General features: G+C 38.6%; 19 protein-coding genes. 15 read left to right on the top strand and 4 right to left on the bottom strand.

What is annotated here, in order from left to right:
- Positions 1-79: 79 nt before the first annotated feature.
- Complete coding sequence (gene rpsB / locus QLG01_RS09600; protein ID WP_002118204.1) at positions 80-832, bottom strand: 30S ribosomal protein S2; 753 nt, start codon at positions 830-832, stop codon at positions 80-82.
- 210 nt (positions 833-1,042) lie between these two features.
- Between rpsB and map the strand changes: the two genes are divergently transcribed.
- From map to QLG01_RS09580, 4 genes are all read left to right on the top strand, one after another.
- Complete coding sequence (gene map / locus QLG01_RS09595) at positions 1,043-1,867, top strand: type I methionyl aminopeptidase (protein WP_282496337.1); 825 nt, start codon at positions 1,043-1,045, stop codon at positions 1,865-1,867.
- 207 nt (positions 1,868-2,074) lie between these two features.
- Entirely contained in the window at positions 2,075-3,193 is a 1,119-nt protein-coding gene (locus QLG01_RS09590) for an OmpW family protein (RefSeq protein ID WP_198306951.1), read from the top strand.
- A 412-nt stretch (positions 3,194-3,605) separates the two neighbouring features.
- A complete protein-coding gene (locus tag QLG01_RS09585) occupies positions 3,606-4,952 on the top strand; it encodes an MFS transporter (RefSeq protein WP_004790995.1) in 1,347 nt (448 codons plus the stop codon).
- A 172-nt stretch (positions 4,953-5,124) separates the two neighbouring features.
- On the top strand, positions 5,125-6,339 hold the full coding sequence (locus QLG01_RS09580) for an MFS transporter (RefSeq protein ID WP_282496336.1): 1,215 nt from the start codon (positions 5,125-5,127) through the stop codon (positions 6,337-6,339).
- 244 nt (positions 6,340-6,583) lie between these two features.
- On the opposite strand, the gene sthA is transcribed toward QLG01_RS09580, so the two are convergent.
- Positions 6,584-7,996 (bottom strand): Si-specific NAD(P)(+) transhydrogenase, encoded by a 1,413-nt coding sequence (sthA, locus tag QLG01_RS09575; RefSeq protein WP_004790990.1) that lies wholly within the window; start codon positions 7,994-7,996, stop codon positions 6,584-6,586.
- A 196-nt stretch (positions 7,997-8,192) separates the two neighbouring features.
- Here sthA and lipA point away from each other — a divergent pair, with 196 nt between their 5' ends.
- From lipA to QLG01_RS09560, 3 genes are all read left to right on the top strand, one after another.
- The gene (gene lipA, locus QLG01_RS09570; RefSeq protein WP_003650609.1) at positions 8,193-9,206 is read left to right on the top strand and encodes a lipoyl synthase; all 1,014 of its coding nucleotides are present in this window, start codon (positions 8,193-8,195) and stop codon (positions 9,204-9,206) included.
- Positions 9,207-9,487: 281 nt separating this feature from the next.
- The gene (locus QLG01_RS09565) at positions 9,488-11,950 is read left to right on the top strand and encodes an acyl-CoA dehydrogenase (RefSeq protein ID WP_282496335.1); all 2,463 of its coding nucleotides are present in this window, start codon (positions 9,488-9,490) and stop codon (positions 11,948-11,950) included.
- Between the two features lie 106 nt (positions 11,951-12,056).
- Positions 12,057-12,440 carry a carboxymuconolactone decarboxylase family protein gene (locus QLG01_RS09560; RefSeq protein WP_000043120.1) on the top strand — a complete coding sequence of 128 codons (384 nt, stop codon included), beginning with the start codon at positions 12,057-12,059 and terminating at the stop codon, positions 12,438-12,440.
- 38 nt (positions 12,441-12,478) lie between these two features.
- On the opposite strand, the gene QLG01_RS09555 is transcribed toward QLG01_RS09560, so the two are convergent.
- Positions 12,479-13,015, bottom strand: a complete 537-nt coding sequence (locus QLG01_RS09555) for a cysteine peptidase family C39 domain-containing protein (protein ID WP_005307151.1) — start codon at positions 13,013-13,015, stop codon at positions 12,479-12,481.
- 223 nt (positions 13,016-13,238) lie between these two features.
- On the opposite strand from QLG01_RS09555, the gene ahcY reads away from it, so the two are divergent.
- From ahcY to QLG01_RS09525, 6 genes are all read left to right on the top strand, one after another.
- Positions 13,239-14,621: an adenosylhomocysteinase gene (gene ahcY / locus QLG01_RS09550; RefSeq protein ID WP_144731861.1), complete on the top strand. Its 1,383-nt coding sequence runs from the start codon at positions 13,239-13,241 to the stop codon at positions 14,619-14,621.
- A 74-nt stretch (positions 14,622-14,695) separates the two neighbouring features.
- Positions 14,696-15,532, top strand: coding sequence for a methylenetetrahydrofolate reductase [NAD(P)H] (gene metF, locus QLG01_RS09545; protein WP_282496334.1), 837 nt, complete (start codon positions 14,696-14,698; stop codon positions 15,530-15,532).
- Positions 15,533-15,550: 18 nt separating this feature from the next.
- Positions 15,551-16,273, top strand: a complete 723-nt coding sequence (locus QLG01_RS09540; RefSeq protein ID WP_282496333.1) for a 16S rRNA (uracil(1498)-N(3))-methyltransferase — start codon at positions 15,551-15,553, stop codon at positions 16,271-16,273.
- Positions 16,274-16,408: 135 nt separating this feature from the next.
- Entirely contained in the window at positions 16,409-19,261 is a 2,853-nt protein-coding gene (locus QLG01_RS09535) for a GGDEF domain-containing phosphodiesterase (protein WP_282496332.1), read from the top strand.
- Positions 19,262-19,499: 238 nt separating this feature from the next.
- On the top strand, positions 19,500-21,770 hold the full coding sequence (locus QLG01_RS09530; protein WP_005307164.1) for an NADP-dependent malic enzyme: 2,271 nt from the start codon (positions 19,500-19,502) through the stop codon (positions 21,768-21,770).
- Positions 21,771-21,861: 91 nt separating this feature from the next.
- A complete protein-coding gene (locus QLG01_RS09525; protein WP_151766928.1) occupies positions 21,862-23,100 on the top strand; it encodes a multifunctional CCA addition/repair protein in 1,239 nt (412 codons plus the stop codon).
- A 43-nt stretch (positions 23,101-23,143) separates the two neighbouring features.
- Here QLG01_RS09525 and QLG01_RS09520 read toward each other — a convergent pair whose 3' ends face one another.
- Positions 23,144-24,319, bottom strand: a complete 1,176-nt coding sequence (locus QLG01_RS09520; RefSeq protein WP_013197197.1) for a trypsin-like peptidase domain-containing protein — start codon at positions 24,317-24,319, stop codon at positions 23,144-23,146.
- A 194-nt stretch (positions 24,320-24,513) separates the two neighbouring features.
- On the opposite strand from QLG01_RS09520, the gene QLG01_RS09515 reads away from it, so the two are divergent.
- Both QLG01_RS09515 and QLG01_RS09510 read left to right on the top strand, forming a co-directional pair.
- The gene (locus QLG01_RS09515) at positions 24,514-25,272 is read left to right on the top strand and encodes a Nif3-like dinuclear metal center hexameric protein (protein WP_151766926.1); all 759 of its coding nucleotides are present in this window, start codon (positions 24,514-24,516) and stop codon (positions 25,270-25,272) included.
- 147 nt (positions 25,273-25,419) lie between these two features.
- Positions 25,420-26,046, top strand: coding sequence for a superoxide dismutase (locus QLG01_RS09510; RefSeq protein WP_003650584.1), 627 nt, complete (start codon positions 25,420-25,422; stop codon positions 26,044-26,046).
- The last annotated feature ends 196 nt before the right edge of the window (positions 26,047-26,242 follow it).

Genomic DNA, 26,242 nt, shown 5'->3' with positions numbered 1-26,242 from the left:
CTCTGGGCCGTTTGCACTCTCGACGCTTAATTTGCCACCATTACATGTCGCAAAAATGACAAGCCTGCGTCAAAACGCATTAAGCCTCAGAAGCGTCTTTCGCAGCGTCATCGCCTTTTGCTTGAGCGTTCGCTTGAGATTGAGCGTATTCTTTACCAGCAAGAATTGCGTCAGCCATAGCTGAAGCATATAGAGTTACTGCACGGATCGCATCGTCGTTACCCGGAATAACGTAATCAACGTTGTCTGGGTTAGAGTTTGTATCAACGATACCGATAACAGGAATACCTAAGTTCTTCGCTTCTTTGATTGCAATCGCTTCGTGATCAACGTCGATTACAAATAATGCGTCAGGTAAACCACCCATGTTTTTAACGCCGCCTAAAGAACGCTCAAGTTTTTCCATCTCACGAGCACGTTCTAAAGCTTCACGTTTAGTAAGCTTAGCAAAAGTACCGTCTTGAGATTGAGTTTGAAGATCTTTTAAACGGTTGATAGATTGGCGAAGTGTTTTCCAGTTCGTCAACATACCACCTAACCAACGGTGATCTACATATGGTTGACCAGCGCGTTGAGCTTGTTCACGGATGATGTTAGAAGCAGCACGTTTTGTACCAACGAACAAAACTTTGTTCTTTTTGCTTGCTAATTGGTTAGCGAAGTTCAAAGCATCATTTAACGCAGGAACAGTGTGCTCAAGGTTGATGATGTGAATTTTGTTACGCGCGCCAAAAATGTATTGACGCATTTTTGGGTTCCAGAAACGAGTTTGGTGACCAAAGTGCGCGCCTGCTTGAAGAAGGTCACGCATGCTTACGTTGTAATCTGCCATTTTCTTTACCTTAAAAGTTGGGTTAGGCCTCCATATATCCGCATTCTCCACCCTTTTACAGGCACCCAGAGTAATGTGACGATATATGTGCGGATTTTTTACTCCACCTATCAAATTTGTTCGTAAAAGATATTCACGAAAAGCATTTGATAAAATGGGCGGCTATTTATACCATAGACACTTGTAAATTACCAAAAGTTTTTAGAGATCATGAACAGTACTTATACAGCTCCACGTCGATTAATCAAAACTCCAGATGAAATTGAAAAAATGCGCATTGCAGGACGACTGGCGGCTGAAGTTCTAGAGATGATCAAGCCGTATATCAAGGCGGGTGTAAGTACACTTGAACTTGATACCATTTGCCGTAATCACATTGAAAATGTACAACATGCTATTCCTGCCTGTGTCGGCTATGGTAGCGCTCCTGGACGCCCTGCTTTTCAGCACTCTATTTGTACTTCGGTTAACCATGTTGTCTGCCATGGCATTCCTTCTGAAAATAAAACGTTAAAAAACGGCGATATTTTAAATATTGATGTGACTGTGATTAAAGATGGTTATCACGGCGATACAAACATGATGTATATCGTTGGTGGCGAGACGTCTATTTTAGCCAATCGTCTATGTAAAGTTGCCCAAGAAGCGATGTATCGAGGCATGGCAACTGTTAAAGATGGTTCATATTTAGGTGACATTGGCCATGCAATCCAAAAATATGTCGAATCAGAGCGTTTTAGTGTAGTACGTGAATATTGTGGCCATGGTATTGGTACCGTTTTCCATGATGAACCTCAAGTATTACATTATGGTCAAGCTGGAACAGGTATGCGTCTGGAAGCTGGTATGACTTTTACTATTGAACCTATGGTAAATGCTGGCGTATGGCAAACTAAACTATTAGGCGATAAATGGACTGTTGTAACGAAAGACCATAAACTTTCAGCTCAATATGAACATACTATTTTAGTGACTCAAACAGGCATTGAAGTTTTAACTGCACGCCCTGAAGAGGACTTATCTCGCTTCAACTGATAGTTAAAAAAACTTAAATAAAAGGCTACTTTATGTAGCCTTTTATTATTTATTATGTATTTTTTATTAATAAATCTTTCCAAATATAAACAAATATTTCAAAAAAATTACAATTATTAATTTTTAATAAACAATCATTTTAATAAAACGCGGTATGGTGGGCTCAATAAAAATCAGTAAACAAATGTTCGGACATGGAGTCCTTTTATGATGAAAAAGTCATTATTTTGTATGACAGCTGCCTTTTTTGCCCTGCCAACAATCACTAACGCCGCTTCGCCATATTTTAGTTTAAAGGATGGTGATGGTTTCAAACGTTTTTCAGTCTCTGCTGGCTGGTTACATGCAATGCCTCAAGGCTCAGGAAACCCTGTCAATATCAATACTAGCGTTGCAGAAGGTACACAATCTAAAGTTGGAGATGTATCTACAAAAGCCGTTTTAGAGGCAATCGACCAAAGCAAAACTTCAGGAAAATTCTGGTATAGCACTATTGGTCTTCTTGATAAGTTTACAGATACTCTTCCCTCTTCACTTGCAGGTACAGCAGAAGTTAATGGTCTTTCTCAATGGCAACAACAAGGTTCTGGCTTAGAAGCTAGTGATGTTGATACTGTTGGTCTTATGTTTAACTACAACTTTACGGACAATTTATCCTTAGAAATTAAAGGTGGTATTCCCCCTAAAGTGGATATTAATGGAAAAGGTAATATTTACGCTCCCCTTTCTGGAAAAGCGACTCCACTAAAAGATGGATCTTCAATTGGAGAAATCATAGGAGGTGGAATTTCCGGGGCGGGTGGAGATATTCCTTTAAAACAAGACCTTCATATTACTGATCTTTCTCAGGGGGGCAAGGCTGCGTCCGCACGCGCATGGTTACCAGCCGTTGAACTACATTATCAATTTGGTAAAACAGGTGTAAATAAGTTCCGTCCTTATATCGGAGCTGGCGTGATGTATGCATACTTTAATGATTTAAAAATGAATTCTGGTATTGAGGCTGATTTAATTCAAGCGGGACACATGATCCAGAATATCCATGATGGTAAAGCTGGGGCAGCATTAGATCGCAAAACATCATCAGCAAATCCTATCGTGAAACTAGAAGCGACCGATACTTTTGCACCTATTGTAACTTTAGGTGCAACTTACGACTTCAACCCAAATTGGTTTGCTGTTGGTTCAGTTTCGTATTCAAAAATGAATAGTGAAGCAAAAATCTATGTGACTGACCAAAATACAGGTAAAGAGCTAATTAAAGCGAATACCAAAATTGATATTGACCCACTCATTTCATATGTTGGTGTCGGTTATCGTTTCTAACTTCTGCGTCATGAAAGCTATAAAGACTTGTATAAGTTTTTATAGCTTTCTTTCAATCTATTTCGCCTAAAAATTGCTTCTTTTTAAATCAAAATGCTAAAAAAATGAGCATTTTTTATAAAAAATACAGCTGTAGAAACCTTTTCAAATTTTTATTAATACCCTCTTATTTTTTTCCAATTTTTTTATTATTTTTCTATTCACAAACTAACTCAATAAAATTAGAAAGTAATTTTTCCTTTTTAGTAAAATTCATTTTTTGGCACAAGCTTTGCTTTATTCAGAGCATGATGAATCAATGATGATTCAATGAATAAACAAAGACGGCCAACGATGTCCGCTCTGATCGGTCTGCAGATAGGCAATAAATTGCCATGCAAATTAAATTTCGTTCAGTTCAGAGGGACGGCGTATGTCTTCAAATATCCAATTAGATGCAAAAAAAGCAACTGAAATTAAATTATTCAGTTTTTCAACTCCAGCAATGCGTGCCTTCCACATGACATGGCTCGCTTTCTTTGTATGTTTCTTTGCATGGTTTGCGTGTGCACCATTAATGCCCGTTATTAAAGGGGAGTTTGGCTTAACAAAAGATCAAATTGCTAATATTAATATTGCTGCTGTTGCTATTACTATTTTAGTGAGGCTTATTGTCGGACCACTCTGCGACAAATATGGCCCCCGTATTACGTACACCACTCTCCTATTAGTTGGCAGCATTCCAGTATTTGGTGTAGCTGCTGCCAATAGTTATGAATCTTTTCTATTCTTTCGCTTACTTATTGGTGCGATTGGGGCAAGCTTCGTCATTACTCAATACCATACAAGTGTCATGTTTGCACCTAACGTTGTAGGAACAGCAAATGCAGCAACGGCTGGCTGGGGAAATGCTGGCGGTGGAGCAACACAAGCTTTAATGCCTTTATTGCTCGGTGCAATTGTGATGTTTGGTGTTGAACAAACCATGGGATGGCGCGTGGCATTAATCGTACCTGGCGTAATGATGGTTATTGTTGGCATTCTTTATTGGAAATTAACTCAAGATTGCCCTCAAGGAAACTTTAAAGAAGTTCGCGCGCAAGGTATTGAGGTCGGAAGTGGTAAAAAAGGTGGTACTGCTATTTTAATGCAAGCCGCTCGCAACTATCGTGTCTGGATTTTATTTTTGGCATATGGTGCAAGTTTTGGAATTGAGATTTTTATCCACAACGTTGCAGCAATGTATTATGTCGATCAATTTAAAATGGATTTAAAAACGGCTGGATTAACTGCCGGAATCTTTGGTCTTTTAGCATTATTCGCTCGAGCGCTAGGCGGTATCATTTCCGACAAAGTAGCACTCAAGAAAGGTTTGGATGGCCGTACGAAAGTGCTTGTGCTCATGATTTTAGGTGAAGGTTTATTCTTAATACTCTTCTCTCAAATGAATGCTGTTGCACTCGCAATTATTTCCATGACTATTTTTGCATTGTTTACGCATATGGCATGTGGAGCAACTTACGCACTCGTACCATTTATCGATCGCACTGCATTAGGTGGAGTTGCAGGAATTATTGGTGCGGGTGGTAATGTTGGTGCTGTGGCAGCAGGTTTCCTACTCAAAGGTTTACTTGATGTCCAAACTTGCCTGTTTATTTTAGGCGGTCTGGTTATGGTTGCGGGTTGTAGCGTGATTTTGATTCGCTTCACAACCGAACATAAAGAAAAAGAACAAGTACTTTTTGAGCAAGCATTACTTGAGCGTAATTCAACCGCTTAATTTTTATAAGAAGCAGAGATCAAAATGGTGTCTGCTTCTTCAAATTTCTTATCATAAAATATTTACATTACTCACTTTTTAATTCTTCTTAAATATTCTTGCCATCTATATCGATATTTTTCGATATATCTTCTACAATAAATGACCACATTATTATAATTTTCCATTAACCATGACTAAAACTGCTCACAACTTTTCCCAGCCACTTATCTATATGCTGATTGGTAGTGCCCTTATTTTGGCTCTTTCTTTAGGCGTTAGGCATGGTTTTGGACTTTATTTGGTTCCAATGAGCCATGAGTTTGGCTGGGGCCAACATGTTTTTAGTCTTGCAATCGCCATGCAGAACCTGATTTGGGGTGCAGTTCAACCTTTTACTGGCGCAATCGCAGATAAATATGGCAGTAAAATTGTAGTTGCTGTTGGCGGATTACTTTACGCCCTTGGCTTACTGTTAATGGCTTTTAGTTCAAGCATCTTAATCTTAAATTTAAGCCTAGGATTGATTATTGGCTTAGCTTTATCAGCAACCTCCTTTACAGTTTTACTTAGTGCAGTAGGTCGAGCTGCTCCGCCAGAAAAAAGAAGTATGGCAATGGGGATTGCAAGTGCAGCAGGCTCTTTCGGTCAGTTTATTATGCTGCCATCTACCCTTCTCTTACTCAAAAATGTTGGATGGTCAGCAGCCCTAATGGTCAGTGCGCTGTTAATTGCTCTTATTATTCCCCTTGCATGGATGTTAAAAGGGCCAAGCAATCAAACACCAAAAGCAATTGCACAACCTCAGCTTACATTTAAACAAGTACTGAATATAGCCAGAAAACATAAACCCTTTTGGTGGTTAGCTTTAGGTTTCTTAGTATGTGGATTCCAAGTTGTTTTCTTAGGTGTACATTTACCCGGCTATTTAATCGACCACGGCTTTGATGCAGCTACAGGAACTGTGTTTCTGGCACTAGTTGGACTATTTAATATTGTGGGGACTTATGGTGCTGGCTGGTTAGGAGATCGCTTCTCAAAACCTAAATTATTAATGGCTCTTTACGGCAGCCGTGGCATTGCGATCATTGCCTTTTTGTTATTACCGTTAAGCACTTATACAGTATATGCTTTTGGAGTCATTATGGGCCTTTTATGGCTCTCTACTGTTCCGCTCACGAACGGCATTGTGGCAAATATGTTTGGTGTTAAATATCTTTCTATGCTGAGCGGCATTGTGTTTTTCACCCATCAAGTCGGTTCTTTCTTTGGCGGTTGGCTTGGCGGTGTTAACCATGATTTAACAGGTAATTACAATGCAATTTGGCTATGTTCTATAGCATTAAGTATAGTAGGTGTGATCGTACACTTCTTTGTGAATGAGGAGGCTATTATTCATGACGCATAATGCCTTACTTTTGAAAACAATTATGACTTTTATCCTAGTCACGCTTTTGGTGATTTCCATCATTTTATGGAAACAAACACCAGATTTATTTGAATATTTTAACCAAGCATTTTGTCCACACTAGTATGATGAAAAGCTAAAATCATCCCTTGGATTGTCATAAAAATATAAAAAACCTATGGTCTAATGAAAATAAAAAAGCCCGCAAGTTTGCGGGCTTTTTTTATTAAAAACTTATTTAAAATCAAAACAAACGATTCATACCATTAAGTGCAGCTACACGATACGCTTCAGCCATAGTTGGATAGTTAAATGTCGTTTCAACGAAATATTTCAAGGTATTATTTGGGCTGTGCATAACTGCTTGCCCAATGTGGATAATTTCGGCAGCGTTATTACCAAAACAGTGAATACCTAAAATTTCCATAGTGTCGCGGTGGAAAAGAATTTTTAACTCACCTACTGTATCACCGGTAATTTGTGCACGAGCTAAATGACGGAAAGAAGCTTGACCCACTTCATACGGAATTTTTTCTTCCGTTAATTCCTGTTCATTTTTACCAATTGATGAGATTTCAGGAATGGTATAGATACCAGTTGGGATATCACGTACTGGCTTCGCATCTTCACCACTCATGTTTGCGCCAGCACAGCGCCCTTGGTCATAAGCAGCAGAAGCAAGTGATGGCCAACCAATCACGTCACCAGCAGCATAAATGTTTTCAACTTCAGTTTGATATTGATCATTTACAGAAAGCTGTCCGCGGTTGTTTGGAACTAGTCCAACGTTCTCAAGACCTAAGCCTTCTGTGTTACCTGAACGGCCGTTACACCAAAGAATGGCATCGGCTTTAATCTTTTTACCACTTTGTAAGTGTAAAACAACATGGTCATCAAACGTTTCAAGATGATCCATTTGTTCGTTGTGACGAATCAATACACCTTGTTCACGTAAATGATAAGACAAAGCATCAGCAATTTCATCATCTAGATAACTTAATAGTTTTTGCTGAGTATTGATCAAGTCAACTTTATGATCTAAACCAATAAAGATTGAGGCATATTCACAGCCAATAACGCCCGCGCCGTAAATAATAATTTTTTGAATTGAATAATCAAGATCAAGAATCTTGTCCGAATCAAACACGCGAGGATGATCAAAGTCGAGACCTTGCGGATGATAAGGACGACTACCTGTCGCAATCACGATTTGCTTACAGATAATTGTCTCTTTAATGCCTTCATGGCTAAAAACTAAGACTGTATTTTTATCTTGAATATATGCACGACCGTGGAAGACACCAATCTTGTTACGGTCATAAAAACGTGTATGTGTATCAACCTGTTGTTGAATCACTTTGTGTGCATTACGCAAAACCTGTTTCATGGTGAACTGTTTCCATTCACCTACTTTTTGAAACATTGGATCACGCTGATAGCGAATAATACTAGAAACTGTTTGACGTAATGCTTTACTTGGAATCGTTCCTACGTGTGCACAGTTACCACCAAGTTGATCACGCACATCTACAATTGCAACACGCTTACCAGCTTTTGAAAGCTTCATTGCCGCGCCTTCACCCGCAGGTCCAGAACCGAGAACTACCGCATCGTATTTAACGAAATTCCCACTAACGACCTCTTTTTTACGTGGCATTGAAAGCTCCTTCCTCTCTTGAATGACCATATTTTATAATAGATTATGACTAATATGCGGTGAATTTATGTATTTCTCAACCCTATATTTCTGAATAGCCACATTTATTATATGAATAGTTATTTTCCGCTATTAACTGAAGAACTTCGCTATAATACAATGTCAATGTCTCTATAAACGAGTGGAAAAGTTAGATATGTCAGAACACCGTAAACCTGAACAGGGTGTAAAACTTCGTGGCGCAGAAAAAGTCGCAAGAATTCCTGTAAAAGTTGTACCTACGGTTGAAGTGCCGCGTAAACCTGACTGGATTCGTGTCAAGATGACGGCACCAGAAGAAGTTCAGCGTATTAAAACGACTTTACGTGCTCAAAAACTCCATACCGTTTGTGAAGAAGCTGCTTGTCCTAACCTACCAGAATGTTTTGGTGGTGGTACAGCAACATTCATGATTATGGGCGATATTTGTACACGCCGTTGTCCTTTCTGTGATGTAGCACATGGTCGCCCAAATGCGCTCGATGCTGACGAACCTCGTCACATGGCAGAAACCATTTCTAACCTGAAACTCAAGTACGCAGTAATTACTTCGGTTGACCGTGATGACTTACTTGACGGCGGTGCACAACATTTTGTGGACTGTATTAAAGAAGCTCGCGCGCTTAGCCCGACGACATTGCTTGAGATTTTAGTACCAGACTTCCGTGGACGCATGGATATTGCTTTACGCATTATGACTGAATGTCCGCCAGACGTATTTAACCACAACATTGAGACTGTGCCTCGCTTATATAAAGCAATGCGTCCAGGTTCAGACTATCAGCATTCTTTAACCTTATTAAAAATGTTTAAAGAATACTGCCCAGATATTCCAACAAAATGTGGTTTGATGGTCGGTATTGGTGAAACTGAAGAAGAAGTTATCGCATTGCTTGATGACTTACGTGCTCACGATGTTGACTATGTGACGATTGGTCAATATTTACAGCCATCTAAACAACATGCGCCAATTGACCGCTTTGTAACGCCAGAAGAGTTTGAACGTTATGCAGAGCATGGCCGCAAACTTGGCTTTAGAAATATTTGGTCTGCACCAATGGTTCGTTCAAGCTATTTTGCTGATCGTCAATACCATGGTGAACCAGTACCAGAAGTTCGTCGTAAAGTAGATCCAGCTAAGAAAATCGCTGTTCAAGTTGTCGAAGCTTAATAAATTAAATATCTACAAAAAGCCCTCTAACACAGAGGGCTTTTTATTTGTATAAGAAAATCAATAACATTTCTTGACAAATCGATAAAACAAGCCATTACACTTTCACAGAAAAATATCTTATACCTAAAAGTACGATATATCCCTGCTCTAGCATATACATCAATTGCGATATAAAAAATTAAATTTAAACAGCATTAAAATTAGCTAGTTAAGCCTTAAATCTCTCCTCGCTTTTTTCGCAACTTCTAACTTGAGGGCTTATCTAGCAAGGAGCAAGTATGATTTTCCTACTCTTTGTTTTAAGCATCGTCATTCAGCTTTTTGCAATATGGGCAATTTTCTTTTTTAACCTGAATCGAATCATTGGCAGTGTAATTACGATTGCAGTAGCTATATTTACTGCACTCATATTAACGCCATGGGCTCTCATTTTAGGTATCCCCCTCATTGCCCTTAGTATCATTATTTTATTTGCACCATTACGCTTTAACCTGATTACTAAACCTGCCTATAAAACATTAGCAAACTCAATGCCGAGCATCAGTACGACTGAACAAGAGGCTTTAGAGGCAGGTACCAGTTGGTGGGAAAAAGAATTGTTTATGGGATCACCTGATTGGTCTCAATTTGAGAAATATCCTTACCCAACGTTGTCAGAAGAAGAACAAAGTTTTATTGATAATGAAGTTGAACTACTTTGTAGCATGCTCAATGAGTGGGAAATTCATCATCACTTAAAAGATCTTCCACCAGAGGTTTGGCAATTTATTAAAGACAAAGGTTTTTTAGGTCTTATTATTCCAAAATCCTTTGGCGGCAAAGAATTTAGCTCATTTGCCCAAAGTCGTATTATGAGCAAAATTGCTTCACGCTCACTCACCACTGCTGTGAGTTGTATGGTTCCAAATTCGTTGGGACCGGGTGAGCTACTCATGCACTACGGTACTGATGCTCAAAAGCAACAATATTTACCAGGCCTAGCTAAAGGTGAAGAAATCCCATGCTTTGGTTTAACCAGTCCAGAAGCGGGTTCAGATGCTGGCGCCATTCCAGATTCAGGTGTTGTTTGCTACGGCGAATATGAAGGTGCTCAAGTTCTTGGTTTGCGCATGAATTTCTCTAAACGCTGGATTACCCTTGCGCCAATTGCCACAGTCGTAGGTCTTGCATTTAAACTATATGACCCTGAAGGGTTACTCGGCGATAAAAATAAAACAGAGTACGGTATTACCTGTGCACTCATTCCTGCTAGTCATGCAGGCGTCAAAATAGGAGCGCGTCATTTTCCAGGTTCTCCATTTATGAACGGAACCGTAGAAGGAGAAGATGTTTTCATTCCAATTGACTGGATTATTGGTGGACAAGAAAATGCCGGTAAAGGCTGGCGAATGCTAATGGAGTGCTTAGGTGTTGGCCGTGGTATCTCCCTTCCAGCTTTAGCAACAGCAGCAGGTGAAATGAGCTATTTAACCGTTGGTGCTTTTGCGAAAATTCGTCAACAGTTCAATATTTCAGTAGGTAAATTTGAAGGCGTACAAGAAGCGACCAGTGAAATTGCCAGCGATGCCTATATGCTTGAAGCATTCCGTTATTTAGTGACATGTGGCCTAAATCAAGGTGGAACACCTGCGGTAATGACTGCCATGGCAAAATATTATGCAACTGAAACGATGCGTAAAGTCGTTAATCACGGAATGGATATTGCTGGAGGACGTGCAATTCAACTTGGACCACGTAACTTCCTTGCCCTTACCTATCAAGCGATTCCAATTGCAATTACGGTAGAAGGCGCAAATATTTTGACTCGTTCATTGATGATTTTTGGTCAAGGTTCAATGCGTTGTCATCCTTATCTATTTGAAGAATTACAACTCCTTCAATCTGAGGATAAAGCTAATGCAGTTCAAAAATTCGATGATTTATTATTTAAACATTTAGCCTATACATTTAACCGTGGGGCAAAATCATTTGCTTATGGTTGGACAGGTGGCTCAAGCGATGCCCCTCAATCAGTAGATCAATTTACTGCCAGTTACTATAAGACAATTAACCGTTTTAGTGCCAACTTCGCGCTTGTTTCGGATATGTCACTTGGTTTACTTGCAGGAGACTTAAAACGCAAAGAAATGTTATCAGGACGGTTAGCAGATATTCACGCGCACCTCTTTATTTCTACTGCGATTTTAAAATTTTATGAAGCTGGCCAAAAAACTGAAGCCGAACAACTTCACGCTAAATTAGCTCTACAAAAAGCGTTCTTGAATATTCAGGAAGCATTTTGGGGATTATTTAAAAACTTCCCAGCTAAACTTCCAGCGGCATTTGTAAAATGGATCTGTTTCCCTCTTGGCCGTGTCATTTCAAAACCTGACGATGAGTTAAAACAGCAAGTCGCTGAACTTATGATGCAAGAGCATCCTTTTAGAGAGCAGCTTAAGCATCACGTATTTTATTCAACCAAAGCCGATGATGTGACTGGACGTTTAGAGCATACTTTTCAAATTCTACGAACCCTTGAACCACTTTGGGATAAGTTCAAAAAAGCTGAATCTAAAGGCAAATTTACAGGACTGACTTTCGAAGAGAATATTGCACAAGCAATAAAAGAAGGTTTTATTACTGAAAGTGAAGCTCAACAATTATTGCAATACAACGCAATTCGATTCGATAGCATGCTTACAGATGTATTTGATGAAGATTTAAATAAAGATCTTCCTTTATCAAACCCTCATCAAATTTAGTGACTGATACCTCCACTAATTCACTATTGCAATCACACTTGATTCACATTAATTAATAAACAGCCATAAAAGCGTCAATCGACGCTTTTATTTTTAGGAGAAATTAATGTCTAAGCAAGATTACGAAAATGGATTAAAAGTTCGCACAGAAGTGATGGGAGAAGCTTTTGTAAAACGCGCCCAAGAAAACACCGTACCCTTTACTCAGCCTTTACAAGACTGGATTAACGAGCATGCATGGGGATCGACTTGGCAGCGTGAAGGCGTATTACCACGTAAATATCGTTCATTAATTACTTTGGCAATGTTAACTGCACTTAAGTCACCCACAGAACTCAAAGGCCATGTTCGTGGTGCACTTAACAATGGCTGTACAGTTGAAGAGATTCAAGAAACTTTATTGCACAGCCTTCCATATTGTGGCGCACCTGCTACACAAGAAGCTTTTCGTGCTGCTTTAGAAGTGATTCAAGAATATCAACAAAAATAATTTCAATATGAGCCAGCAGCCTACTGGCTCTTTTTAATCTAATTTAATTTAGTCGAATGCATCTGAAAATTACGGTCGTCAATCACGATAGCCTGACGACAAATCCCTTCTACTTGACGTTGCTTTTCAAAAACTGCTGCTGACATCGGTTCAAAGCTATCAAAGAAACAGATATTTTTTTCATCTATTGAATACACAAGTGACTGATTCCCCACTCCAGCTAGAGTATCGTAATAGACAATCACCATTTTGCCATTTTGAATTTCAGCTTGAATATCTTGATAGCTCAAGGCAGACCCTGTCGGTATTTTCAATACCTTTGCTTCTTTATAGCTCATTCGTTCACTTGGGCTAATATTAGGATCTTCATCTGAATGAAATGACACTTGAAATCCTAGTTTCTTTAATGCAACAGCTAAGGCAATAGTATAGGTGCCCCCTTCGTCGTATCGGCAAACTTTAATCAACTCAGCAACATCAATTTGTACTCCATGATGTTGAAGCACCATCCAAACCGCAAAAACACCACAGTTTGCTTCGAGGTTTGCTAGAGCTTGGGGAATATTTACTGCCATAATTTGAATCTATAAGGATAATTAGGCAGATAATAAACAAAACTGGATTGGCACTAAAAGCTTTTCCAAGTACAATGTTTCGCTAGTCGAGGGATGCTGCGACAAATGATCGGCACTAAAGATCAATTTGCCAGGCTCGACAATCGGTTAAACACTCGTTTTAACCAACAACGGCATCCGCGAACATAATGATCAATTTTTATTTTTAATTAAGGAGATCGTAATGAACGCGGTTAATGCTTCATTTACAGATTATAAAGTTGCTGACATCTCTCTTGCTGACTACGGTCGTAAAGAAATCAAACTTGCTGAAGCAGAAATGCCAGCTCTAATTGGTTTACGTAAACGTTATGCAGCGTCTAAACCACTTGCTGGTGCAAAAATCCTTGGTTGTATTCACATGACCATTCAAACAGCGGTTCTTATTGAAACGCTTGTTGAATTAGGTGCTGAAGTTCGTTGGACTTCATGTAACATTTTCTCGACTCAAGACCATGCTGCTGCTGCAATTGCTGCTCGCGGTATTCCTGTTTTTGCTTGGAAAGGCGAAACTGAAGAAGAATATGTATGGTGTCTTGAACAACAAGTGAATGTTAATGGTCAGCCTTGGGATGCCAACATGATCTTGGATGATGGCGGTGACTTAACTGCTCTTGTTCATGAAAAATACCCTGCTCTTTTAGAACGTATTCACGGAATTACTGAAGAAACGACTACAGGTGTTCAACGTCTTATCGAAATGTGGAAAGACGGTTCTTTGAAAGTACCTGCAATTAACGTAAATGACTCAGTTACTAAATCTAAAAACGACAACAAATATGGTTGCCGTCACTCATTAAATGATGCAATCAAACGCGCAACTGACATGCTTTTGTCTGGTCGTCGTGCGCTTGTGATCGGTTATGGTGACGTTGGTAAAGGCTCTGCTCAATCTTTACGTCAAGAAGGGATGATCGTTCGTGTAACTGAAGTTGATCCAATTTGTGCAATGCAAGCATGTATGGATGGCTATGAAGTTGTATCTCCATACAAAAACGGCGTACAAACAGGCAAAAAAGAAGATATTAACCACGACTTACTTGGCAACACTGACCTTGTTGTAACGACTACTGGTAACTACCACGTATGTGATGCTGCAATGTTAGATAGCTTAAAAGCTGGTGCAGTTGTATGTAACATCGGTCACTTCGACACAGAAATCGACACAGCTTATTTACGTGGTTACAAGTGGGTTGAAGTTAAGCCACAAGTTCACCAAGTTTATCGTTCTGAAGATGAAAATAACTACCTCATTCTTCTTTCTGAAGGTCGCCTTGTAAACCTAGGTAATGCAACTGGTCACCCATCACGTGTGATGGATGGTTCTTTTGCTAACCAAGTGTTAGGTCAAATTCACTTATTCCAAGAGAAATTTGCTGACCTTCCTGCAAACGAAAAAACTGCAAAAATTCGTGTAGAAGTTCTTCCTAAGAAACTTGACGAAGAAGTTGCTGCGGCAATGGTTGCAGGTTTTGGTGGTGTACTTACTCAATTAACTCAAGAGCAAGCTGGCTATTTAGGTGTTGCTGTTGAGGGACCATTCAAGTCTGACGCTTACAAATACTAAGAACTTAAGGGCAGACGGTTCACCGTCTGCCCTTTTTTCTAAAAATATTGTTTCGCTGTTTACAAGGATTTGACATGACTAAACGTATACCCATTTCTTTTGAGTTTTTCCCACCGAAAACTGATGCCGGTGCTGAAAAACTTCGTATTGTTCATCAAGAATTACAACTATTAAATCCAGATTTCTTCTCGATTACATATGGTGCTGGTGGTTCTACTCGCGAACGTACTCTTGCTGCTATTGACGATTTCAATGGTAAAGGTACACCAGTTGCACCTCACCTTTCATGCATTGGTGATGATAAAGCGCGTATTGCTGAGTTACTAGATTTATATAAAACCCAAGGCATTAACCGTATTGTCGCTTTACGCGGTGACTTACCTTCTGGTCAAGTCGGGCTTGGCGAACTTCCTTATGCTCAAGATTTAGTACGTTTTATTCGTGAGCATTCAGGTGATCATTTTCATATTGAAGTTGCAGCTTATCCTGAAATGCACCCTCAAGCTGAAAACCTTGATTCAGATATCCAACGTTTTATTGAAAAAATACAAGCTGGCGCTAATGCAGGAATTACACAATTCTTCTTTAATCCAGACTCATACTTTTATTTTATTGAGCGTCTGGAAAAAGCTGGAGTTAATATTCCGGTGGCTCCTGGCATCATGCCGATTACCAATGCCAGCAATTTAATTCGCTTTGCTGATGGTACTGGTGCAGAGATTCCTCGTTGGATCCGTAAACAATTACAAGCCTATGGCGATGACAGCGAAAGTATTAAAGCTTTTGGTCATGAAGTTGTTGTGAAGCTATGTGAACGCCTAATCGCAGGTGGTGCACCAAGCTTACATTTCTATTCAATGAATCAAGTCGAACCAACTCGTCAACTCGTTGTTGATCTTGGTTTAAATTAATTTTGTAAGGCGCACCCAATGAATCGTTTTTTTATCGAAACTGAACTTACAGTTGGTTCAACTATTCAACTAACTGAATCAGTATTTCATCATTGGGTGCGTGTCTTACGTGCACAATTACAAGAACAAGCAACTCTCTTTAATGGTCAAGGTGGCGAATATCTCGCGACACTGACCGAAATTAATAAAAAAAATGCGTTTGTCACACTTGAGAATTTCAACCCTAATAACCGCAATGCTCCATTTAAAGCAGTTCTTGGTCAGGTCATGAGTAAAGGTGACCGAATGGATTATGCCATTCAGAAAGCAACTGAACTTGGCGTAAGCAAGATTCAGCTTTTAACCAGTGAGCGCTGTGAAATGCGTTTAAAATATGACCGAGATCAAAAAAAATTAGACCATTGGCAAGCTGTTACAATTGCAGCCTGTGAACAATGTGGCTTGAACTTAGTCCCAGAAGTATTAGCACCTATTTCTCTTAATGAATGGTTAAGTTCTTCAGAACTTCCTCAATCTAAATTCGTTTTAGCGCCAGAAAAAGAACAAAAAGATGTATTAGCAGGCATACAACCTGAACTTGCTTTGTTAATTGGACCAGAAGGCGGTTTAAGCGAGAATGAAATTACTCAAGCCAATCAAGCTGGTTTTATGAACTGGTGTATTGGTGACCGTGTTTTACGTACAGAAACTGCGCCAGTCGTCGCCTTATCTATTTTAAATTATCGGTTTTTATCCACCTAAGTTCTTTGAACATTGATTAAATCGCTATTTAAAGTTAATTTACTTTTATTGTATGAATAAAATTTCAAATTCTTTATCACTGATAAATCAGATTCTTTCTGTATATATGTAAAAAAAATAGGATAGAAAAATCTTATGTCTGGGCTTCAGGAAGAATATTTACAGCATCAAACAAAAATTGAGCAGCTAAAACTTTCAATTCAATATATACGCTGGTATTTAGTTAGCTTAATACTGCTATGTCTCATCTCATACGCTATTTTTTCTTATTATTTTTCATCTTCAATAACCATATTTAACTGGTCTATGGGCCTCACTGTTGCCTCTCTTACTTGCCTATTATTTGTTCCAAATATTTTAACGCACTATCGTACTATTAACTTTATTAAAAAAGCTGATCTTATCTTACAAAGCATTTGTTTTATTTCAGGAATTTTATTAGGGGCAACCGTTACGGTTATTCACTTTTATCTTCCTCAAGAGCTTGTCACCCTACCAGATGCTCATATTTTAATTGCTTTGTTTATCACTTCTGCCCATATCATTGGACTGACTTTTTTAACGCAACAACCTCGATACTTTTATCTCTTATTTATTCCAAGTACATTACCCCTATTAATCGCTCAATTTACACATACACCCATTACTCAGCTGCCTTTTTATTTCGCCTATAACATCGCTTTCATAGCTACCATACTCTGTGCATACGCAACTCAACGTAACTATCAAAAAATTTCTCAACTATTATTTAGAAATAAACAGCTCATTCAAATTTCAGAACAACATACCCAATGGGCTGAAGAGTTATGTGTACAACTTCAACAAGAAGTGAATAAATCGAAAGATATTGAAGCTCAGCTCCAATTTAATAACCATTTACTAGAACAAAAAGTTCGTGAACGCACATACGATCTCACTAAAATGAATGAGCAACTCGAAAGCCACCACTACAATTTAGCTTTTGCAAATGAAACGGCAGGCATTCGTCCTTGGGACTGGGATATTGAAAATCAAAAATTAGAAATTACGTTTTTTGATCAACAAAAGCAGACACAAACGACTGTTATTCATCTCAATACTATTTTAGACCGCGTACATCCAAGTGATAAAAAGCTTTTTAACGAGCGTTTAAAACAACATCTGGAAGGAATTACAGATCATTTTAATATCAATTTCAGGATTTTACGTCGAGATGGTTCATGGCGATGGATTCATGATGTAGGTCGTGTCATTACCAGAGACCCAAAAACACAAAAAGCGCTTCGTATGGTTGGGATGACCCGAGATATACATCAAGAGAAAAAAGACCAAGAACACTTAAGACTATCGGCAATTGTGCTTGAACAAGCAGCCGAAGGCATATTCATTTTAGATGAACACCTGAATTATATTGATATTAACCCTTACTACGAAAAATTAACCGGATTTTCTAAATCAGAACTTCTAAATAAAGAATTATTTAGCATTGCGATTAATCAAAAAGAATTACAACAACAATTTCACACTTCAATTACCCAACAGCTCCTCGAAACTGGGGAATATATGGGTCAATTCGATGAAAAATTTAGTTCTGGCAAAAGCGTCTATTTGTGGTTACACATCAATGTGGTCAAAGATGAGTTCCATCAAATTACAAATTATATTGGATTTGCACGTGACCTCACTGAGCAAAAACGTCAGGAACAACATCTATCCTATTTAAAAAATTACGATAGTCTCACCCACTTGCCTAATCGTCTTTACTATTACAATCAATTACATCAATATCTTGTAAACCCTTCATATAACATTAAAAATTTAGCACTAATAAGAGTAAACATTGACCGCTTCCGCGCTTTTAATGAATTTTTAAATAATGATAGTGGTGATGAACTCCTTAAACAGTTCGCACAACGATTACGCTTAATCAATATTAATGCAATTTTGGTTGCCTATTTAAATAGCGACGATTTTGCAATTATTTATGAAATTTCTCCAATTCATCCAAATATTGAGCAATATTGCCAAAACATTCTGCAAGCGCTCAACGCACCTTTTTATATTGATAATCACGAATATTTTATTACAGCATCTATCGGTGTGGCATGCTTTCCTGAGCATGGCCGACAAATTGACCATCTTAATAACCATGCAGAACAAGCACTTTCAGAAGCAAAGCGCTTAGGGGGCAACACCATTTCTTACTATTGCAATAAAGCAGAACATCCATATAAAACTGCTGATTTAGAACAAGAGTTACGTAAAGCCATTCAAAATGATGAATTTGTCATTTATTACCAACCCAAAATTAATCTACTAGATCAATCTATTATAGGTTTTGAAGCATTAATACGTTGGCAACATCCTGAAAAAGGATTAGTCATGCCAAATATGTTTATACCTTTCGCTGAGCGTAGTAGCCTGATTTCAGATATTGGCAAAGTCGTTTTAGATAAAGTTGGAAAACAATTACAAGAATGGAAAAACGCAGGCTTCACAAACGTTCAAGTCTCTGTAAATATTGTCGCTCAGCAAATACATCGTGGCTTATTACTTAATGATCTAGATGAAGTTTTGCAAAAATATAATATACATGGTTCGGATCTTGAACTTGAAATTACTGAATCAGCTCTATTAGACAATACGGATAACGTCAAAACACTATTACATGCGATAAAACAACGAGATATTTCAATTGCTTTAGATGACTTCGGTACAGGTTACTCCTCTTTAGCATACCTGACAGAGTATCCAATTGATGTACTAAAAATTGACCGTGCTTTCATTTCTAAAATTGGTGATCACAAACAAGAAGCTATTGTAAATGCCATGATTGCAATGGGTAAAAGTATGGGCCTTAAATTGGTTGCCGAAGGTGTAGAAACAGAAGAACAAGTTGCCTATCTGCAAAAACAGCAATGTGATTTTTTACAAGGCTATTTCTTTAGCCGCCCTATCCCAGCTGAGCAGATTATTCCTTATCTACAAACAGATTCGCATATTTATTAATTGTTCTAACTCTCTATTTTTACATATGCTGCTTTTTCCAAAAATGAGCGTTTTTGACTGTGAGAAATAAAGAAGTAGTGTTATATTCTTTAGCATTTAGCTCACTACAGGGCTATTGGCAATTCGTCTACTATTCTCTTAATTGGTAAAAATTAAAGCATAGTAAAAGAACTGAGTTGCCTTCTCCCTGAATGAGTGATTTGACTAGTTTGCTTTTTTGTATCAAATAGAGACTCAGATGGACGATCAATCTTTAAAACAGGCCGCTTTAAATTACCATGAATATCCAAACCCAGGGAAAATCAGCGTTACCCCAAGTAAGCAACTTGTCAACCAACGAGATTTGGCTTTAGCCTACTCACCCGGAGTTGCTGCGCCATGTTTAGAGATTGAACGTGATCCTTCAACTGCTGCTAAATATACAGCTCGCGGAAACTTGGTTGCTGTAGTAACTAACGGTACAGCTGTACTTGGTTTAGGTAATATTGGCCCATTGGCTTCTAAACCTGTAATGGAAGGTAAAGGCGTTCTCTTCAAAAAGTTTGCTGGTGTAGATGTTTTTGACATCGAAATTGCAGAAAACGATCCAGATAAAATTGTAGATATCGTTGCCTCTCTTGAGCCAACTTTCGGTGGTATCAACCTCGAAGATATTAAAGCGCCTGAATGTTTCTATATTGAAAAGAAACTTCGTGAACGTATGAAGATTCCTGTATTCCATGACGATCAACATGGTACAAGTATTATTGTAGGTTCTGCTTTGCTCAATGCATTGCAACTTGTAAATAAGAAAATTGAAGAAATCAAAATTGTAGCTTCAGGTGCAGGTGCAGCAGCACTTTCATGTTTAGACTTGCTTTGTGCGCTTGGTGCTAAAAAAGAAAATATCATTGTTGCCGATTCTCGTGGTCTGTTAACCACTTCACGTGAAGGCTTAGATGAATCTAAAAAACGTTATGTTCAAGATATTTCAGCATCTCAGCTTCATGAAGTAATGGCTGGCGCTGATATGTTCTTGGGTCTTTCTGCTGCTGGTATTCTCACCAAAGAAATGGTGAAACAGATGGCTGAGAACCCTATTATTTTTGCTTTGGCAAACCCAGATCCAGAAATTTTACCTGAACATGCACATGAAGTACGCTCTGACGTCATTATGGCAACTGGTCGTTCTGACTATCCAAACCAAGTAAATAACGCATTATGTTTCCCATACATTTTCCGTGGTGCACTTGACGTTGGCGCAACTACGATTAATGAAGACATGAAAATTGCATGTGTACATGCAATTGCGCGTATGGCTCATGTTGAAGCCGATGCAGCAACATATGGTGAAAAATCTGCTTCATTTGGCCGTGACTATTTAATTCCACGCCCACTTGATCAACGTTTAATTTTAGAAATTGCACCAGCAGTTGCTAAAGCTGCAATGGACTCAGGTGTAGCAACTCGTCCTATCGAAGATTTTGCGGTATATCGTCAAAAATTGTCTGAGTTTGTATATAACTCTGCATTCTTGATGAAACCAATTTTTGCTCAAGCAAAAGCTGATCCAAAGCGTATTGCATATGCGGAAGGTGAAGACGAGCGCGTATTACGTGCAGTACAAATTGCTGTTGATGAAGATTTAGCTAAACCAATTTTAGTAGGTCGTACTGCTGTAATTGAAGCAAATATCAAAAAATTAGGCCTACGTTTACAACATGGCGTAAATATTGAGATTGTTGATCAAGAACAAAACCCGATGTATGAAGAGTTTTGGAAAGATTACTATCAAACAATGCAACGCAAAGGCATCACAGTTGAATATGCTCAACGTGAAGCTCGCCGCCGTTCAACGTTAATTGCATCTCTACTGGTTAAATTCGGTAAAGCAGACGGTATGTTATGTGGTACTTACAGTAGCTATAACATTCACCTTGACTTTGTACGCAATGTTATCGGTCTTAAAGAAGGCATGAACAACTTCTTCACGTTAAATGCATTAATGCTTGAAGATCGTAACTTGTTTATTGCAGATACGTATGTAAACACTAACCCGACTGCTGAACAACTTGCTGAAATGACTATTTTGGCAGCTGAAGAAGTACGTCGCTTTGGTATTACTCCACGCGTAGCACTTCTTTCTCATTCAAGTTTTGGTAGCGATCAAACTGATTCAAGTGCTCAAAAAATGCGTGAAGTTTATCGTATTTTATCTGAGCAAGCTCCTGAGCTTGAAGTTGAAGGTGAAATGCATGGTGATGCAGCATTAGACGAAAGCATTCGCCAATTTGCATTCCCTGGTTCACGTTTTAAAGGTTCTGCAAACTTGCTCATTATGCCAAACCTAGATGCAGCAAATATTTCATTTAACTTGTTGAAAGCGACTTCTGGTAACAACGTTACTATTGGTCCAATTTTGCTTGGCGCAGCAAAACCTGTTCATATTTTGACACCGACAGCAACGACTCGTCGTCTTATCAATATGACTGCTTTAACTGTTGCGGAAATCCAACAACAAGAAAAGTAATTTAGAAAGAGCTTTTTACGAAAAGCCTGTCTAATGACTTGAGAAAACCTCTATTCTGTAGCATGATTGCTTGAAGAATAGAGGTTTTTTCATGCAAGTGTATTTAGTAGGCGGTGCCGTCCGAGATTCTCTACTTGGGCATCCCTATCAAGAAAAAGACTATGTTGTGGTCGGAGCAACACCTGAACATATGCTCGCCCAAGGTTTTCAACCTGTAGGCAAAGATTTTCCTGTGTTTCTTCATCCTGAAACCAAAGAAGAATATGCACTTGCACGTACTGAGCGAAAGTCCGGTAAGGGCTATCATGGTTTTCAGTTTTTTACTGATACCACAGTAAGTTTAGAAGAAGATTTAATTCGCCGTGATTTAACCATCAATGCCATAGCAATGGATCAAGATGGCAAATTATATGACCCCTATGGCGGTCAAACTGATTTAGAAAATAAAACCTTACGACATGTTTCAGACGCTTTTGCTGAAGATCCTTTACGTGTTTTACGTGTCGCACGCTTTGCAGCTCGATATTCTGCATATGGTTTTCATATTGCACCTGAAACCTTACAACTCATGCAAACGATGGCTGAATCAGGTGAACTTGATGCATTAACACCAGAACGTGTGTGGAAAGAAACTTCACGTGCACTCCTAGAAGATCATGCAGATATTTATTTTCAGACATTACGCGATTGCGGTGCGTTAAAACATCTTTTCCCTGAAATTGACGCATTGTTTGGTGTACCACAACGTCCTGAATATCATCCAGAAGTAGACTGCGGCATACATACTCTAATGTCTTTGCAACAAGCGTGTAAGTCAAACTACTCGCTTGATGTTCGATTTGCTGTTTTAGTACATGATTTAGGTAAAGCATTAACGCCAGTTAACGAACTTCCGCGCCATATCATGCATGAAGAACGTGGCGTGAAACCCGTTACTGAGCTATGCGAACGTTTAAAAGTTCCGACTCAAACTCGACAGTTGGCATTATCGGTGTGCAAAGAGCATTTAAAATGTCATCAGATTATGTCTTTAAAACCAGGAACCGTATGGCGTTTATTACAACGTCTTGATGTATTACGCCGTCCTGAAAGAGTAGAAGCTTTTGTACAGGCATGTGAGTGCGATGCTAGAGGAAGACTAGGTCTAGAAGATCGCCCCTATCCTCAAGCTCAATATATGTTAGATGCAATGCAAGTGGTTCGCTCTATTAAGGTTCAGGATTTACCAGAAAATATTAAGGGTGCTGAAATTGGCGAAATGTTAATTCAGTACCGCATTGATGCTTTAACTGAGTTCAAACATCAACATCAGACACCGACACATTCTTAATTTAAGCTAATAAAAAAAGCCTCATTACGAGGCTTTTTTTATTTTACTGTTTAGGTAACGGTATATATTGAGATTGACTATTTTGGTTTTTTCTTTCGCCAACTGTTACCACAAAGTTTTCTTGCTTCCCAGCTCGCTCAACCACTACATTAATTTCGCTATTAGGCGCTTGTAATGCAACGTAATTAATCAAATGAGATGCCGAAGTGATTGGTTCATTATTTACTTGAACAATCTTATCGCCAACTTTTATACCTGCTGAAGCCGCTGGACCACTTTTCAATACATCAGCAACAACTACACCAATTTGCTGTTTTGGTGCCAAGACATCGTCTTGTGTAGGTGGTACTAAACTAATGCCCAACCATCCACGTACAACACGGCCATCTTTCAAAATCGAGTTTAATACTTGTTGGCAAATTTTAGCTGGAATTGCGAAGCCAATGCCTAATGAGCCACCCGACTGAGAGAAAATAGCTGTGTTCACCCCAATTAAATTACCAGCAACATCAATTAATGCACCACCTGAGTTACCTGGATTAATTGCGGCATCGGTTTGAATAAAGTCTTCATAGGTATTAATGCCTAAATCAGAGCGCTCAGTCGCAGAAATAATGCCCTGAGTTACCGTTTGCCCTACGCCAAATGGGTTACCAATTGCCAAGACAACATCACCCACTTCATTACCACTTAACTTAAATGGCAACACAGGTAATTTATCTAAATCGATTTTAATGACTGCTAAATCTGTATCAGGATCCGTTCCAACAATTGTTGCTTCTGCACGACGCCCGTCACGTAATGCCACTACAATTTGATCAGCTTGAGCAATCACATGATTATTGGTAAGAATATAACCATCAGCACGTACAATAACCCCAGAACCTAAACTATTTTCATTTTGCTGTTGTTGTTCAGGAACCTGATTTCCAAAAAATTCGCGGAATACTGGATCGCTTAACAATGGATGATTTTGTTTAACTTTTTGGGTCGTAAAAATATTAACAACTGCCGGCGCTGCAACTTTTACCGCAGCACTATAAGATACCACCCCGCCCGTTCGTGAAGTATCAACCAATGGCTCAACTTTCTCGGCAGGCATTTGTACCCCATCAACTGCAACAGTTGGTTTCGGTTGATGGTATTTTTGCCATGCAATAAAACTGGCAATTACAATAATAAGTAACACCCAAGGTAACCATGTAAAGGTGCGGCGCACGTTTATATCCTCTACGAAAAGAAGTTTTTAATTAAATTAATATATTGAACAAAAAGAGTTTTCAGTTAAGTATTTTAAATTAAATATGTCGATATACACAAAAAACTCAAAAAAGATTTGTCTAGCTTTAGTTACACAACAAAATATGTTTCTATAGCTTTAGCAATTATTTACTACTCAATTCAGGAAATATCATGGCGAATTTGCATGAAATTATTCAGTGGTGCGACCAAACCTTAAAAGCAGCAGAATTTAAAGATTACGCACCAAATGGCCTGCAAATTGAAGGTTCAACTGAAGTAAAACGTATCGTTTGTGCGGTTACTGCTTCCGAAGGCGCGATTGATGCAGCAATTGCTCAAAATGCGGATCTATTACTTGTACATCATGGTTATTTTTGGAAAGGCGAACCGTACCCAATTACAGGAATGCGCGGTAACCGCATTAAAAAACTTATTCAAAATAATATTTCATTAGTCGCTTACCATCTGCCGTTAGATGCCCACCCAACTTTGGGCAACAATGTAGCCATTGCAGAGAAATTAAATTTACAGAATTTAGAACCACTTGATTTAACCGAGAAACATCCGATTGGTAATATTGGGTATTTAGAGCAAGCACTTTCTGTGGACGAATTTAAAGCAAAACTACAAAACAATTTTGATTTTAAGGTGATTCATTTACCAGCTGGAAAACAAAGCATTCAAAAAGTAGGTTTCTGTACAGGCGGCGCTCAAGATTTTATTGCTAAAGCAGCTTTGCAAAATTGTGATGCTTATATTTCAGGCGAAGTCAGTGAACGAACTTTCTATGAAGCAAAAGAATTAGGTGTTCACTATTTTGCTTGTGGTCATCATGCAACTGAACGTTATGGAGTTCAGCGATTGGCACAAGCAATTTCACAGCAGTTCGCTATTGAAAGTGAATATTTTGAATTGAATAATCCGATTTAATTAAGTCTTTTTTTCAATCTGTGTTATGCGTATTAATTAGATCTTTATTGTGTATAGTTCTTTAAAACGATGCCCTATTGTGAACAGAATCATTTACAATAGAGCCACTTAATATTGTATAACCCAGCAAATGCAAGGAATAGGAACATGACAACCATTACTTTACCTGCACTTCCATATGGCTATGATGATTTAGCGCCACATATCAGTAAAGAAACTTTAGAATACCATCACGATAAACACCACAATACCTATGTTGTTAACTTAAACAACTTAATCAAAGGAACTGACCTTGAAGGTAAAACTTTAGAAGAAATCATCAAAGCAACTGCTGGTGATGCATCTAAAGCTGGTATTTTCAACAACGCTGCTCAAGTTTGGAACCATACATTCTACTGGAATTCTATGAAGCCAAATGGTGGTGGTAAACCTACTGGCGCAATCGCTGCTAAAATTGAAGAAGCTTTTGGTAGCTACGAAAAATTTGCAGAAGAATTTGCTGCTGCCGCAACAACTCAATTCGGTTCAGGTTGGGCTTGGTTAGTTGCTGACGAAGTAAACGGTAAATTATCTATTACTAAAACTTCTAATGCAGACACTCCACTTGCACATGGTCAAATTGCTGTATTAACAATTGACGTATGGGAACATGCTTACTACATCGATTTCCGTAACTTACGTCCTAAATACATCGCAACTTTCTTAGAAAGCCTAGTGAACTGGGACTATGCAAATGCAAAACTTGCAGGTCAACCAGCAGGCGTAGAGAAATAATTTTATTTCTTTATAAAAAACCACCCTATTTTGGGTGGTTTTTTTATTTTTGATACGACAAAAGCATATTAATCAAGCAAACGATTCATTTTCTTTAATATTCTTATTGACGCTTTTAGATTTCATCCATAAAATGCGCATCAGATTCTCCAATAGCTCAGTCGGTAGAGCGACGGACTGTTAATCCGCAGGTCCC

Origin of the sequence: Acinetobacter sp. V89_4, assembly GCF_029967875.1 — a bacterium.
GTDB classification, from domain to species: Bacteria; Pseudomonadota; Gammaproteobacteria; order Pseudomonadales; family Moraxellaceae; genus Acinetobacter; species Acinetobacter oleivorans.
This window is presented reverse-complemented; position numbering and strand designations above follow the sequence as displayed.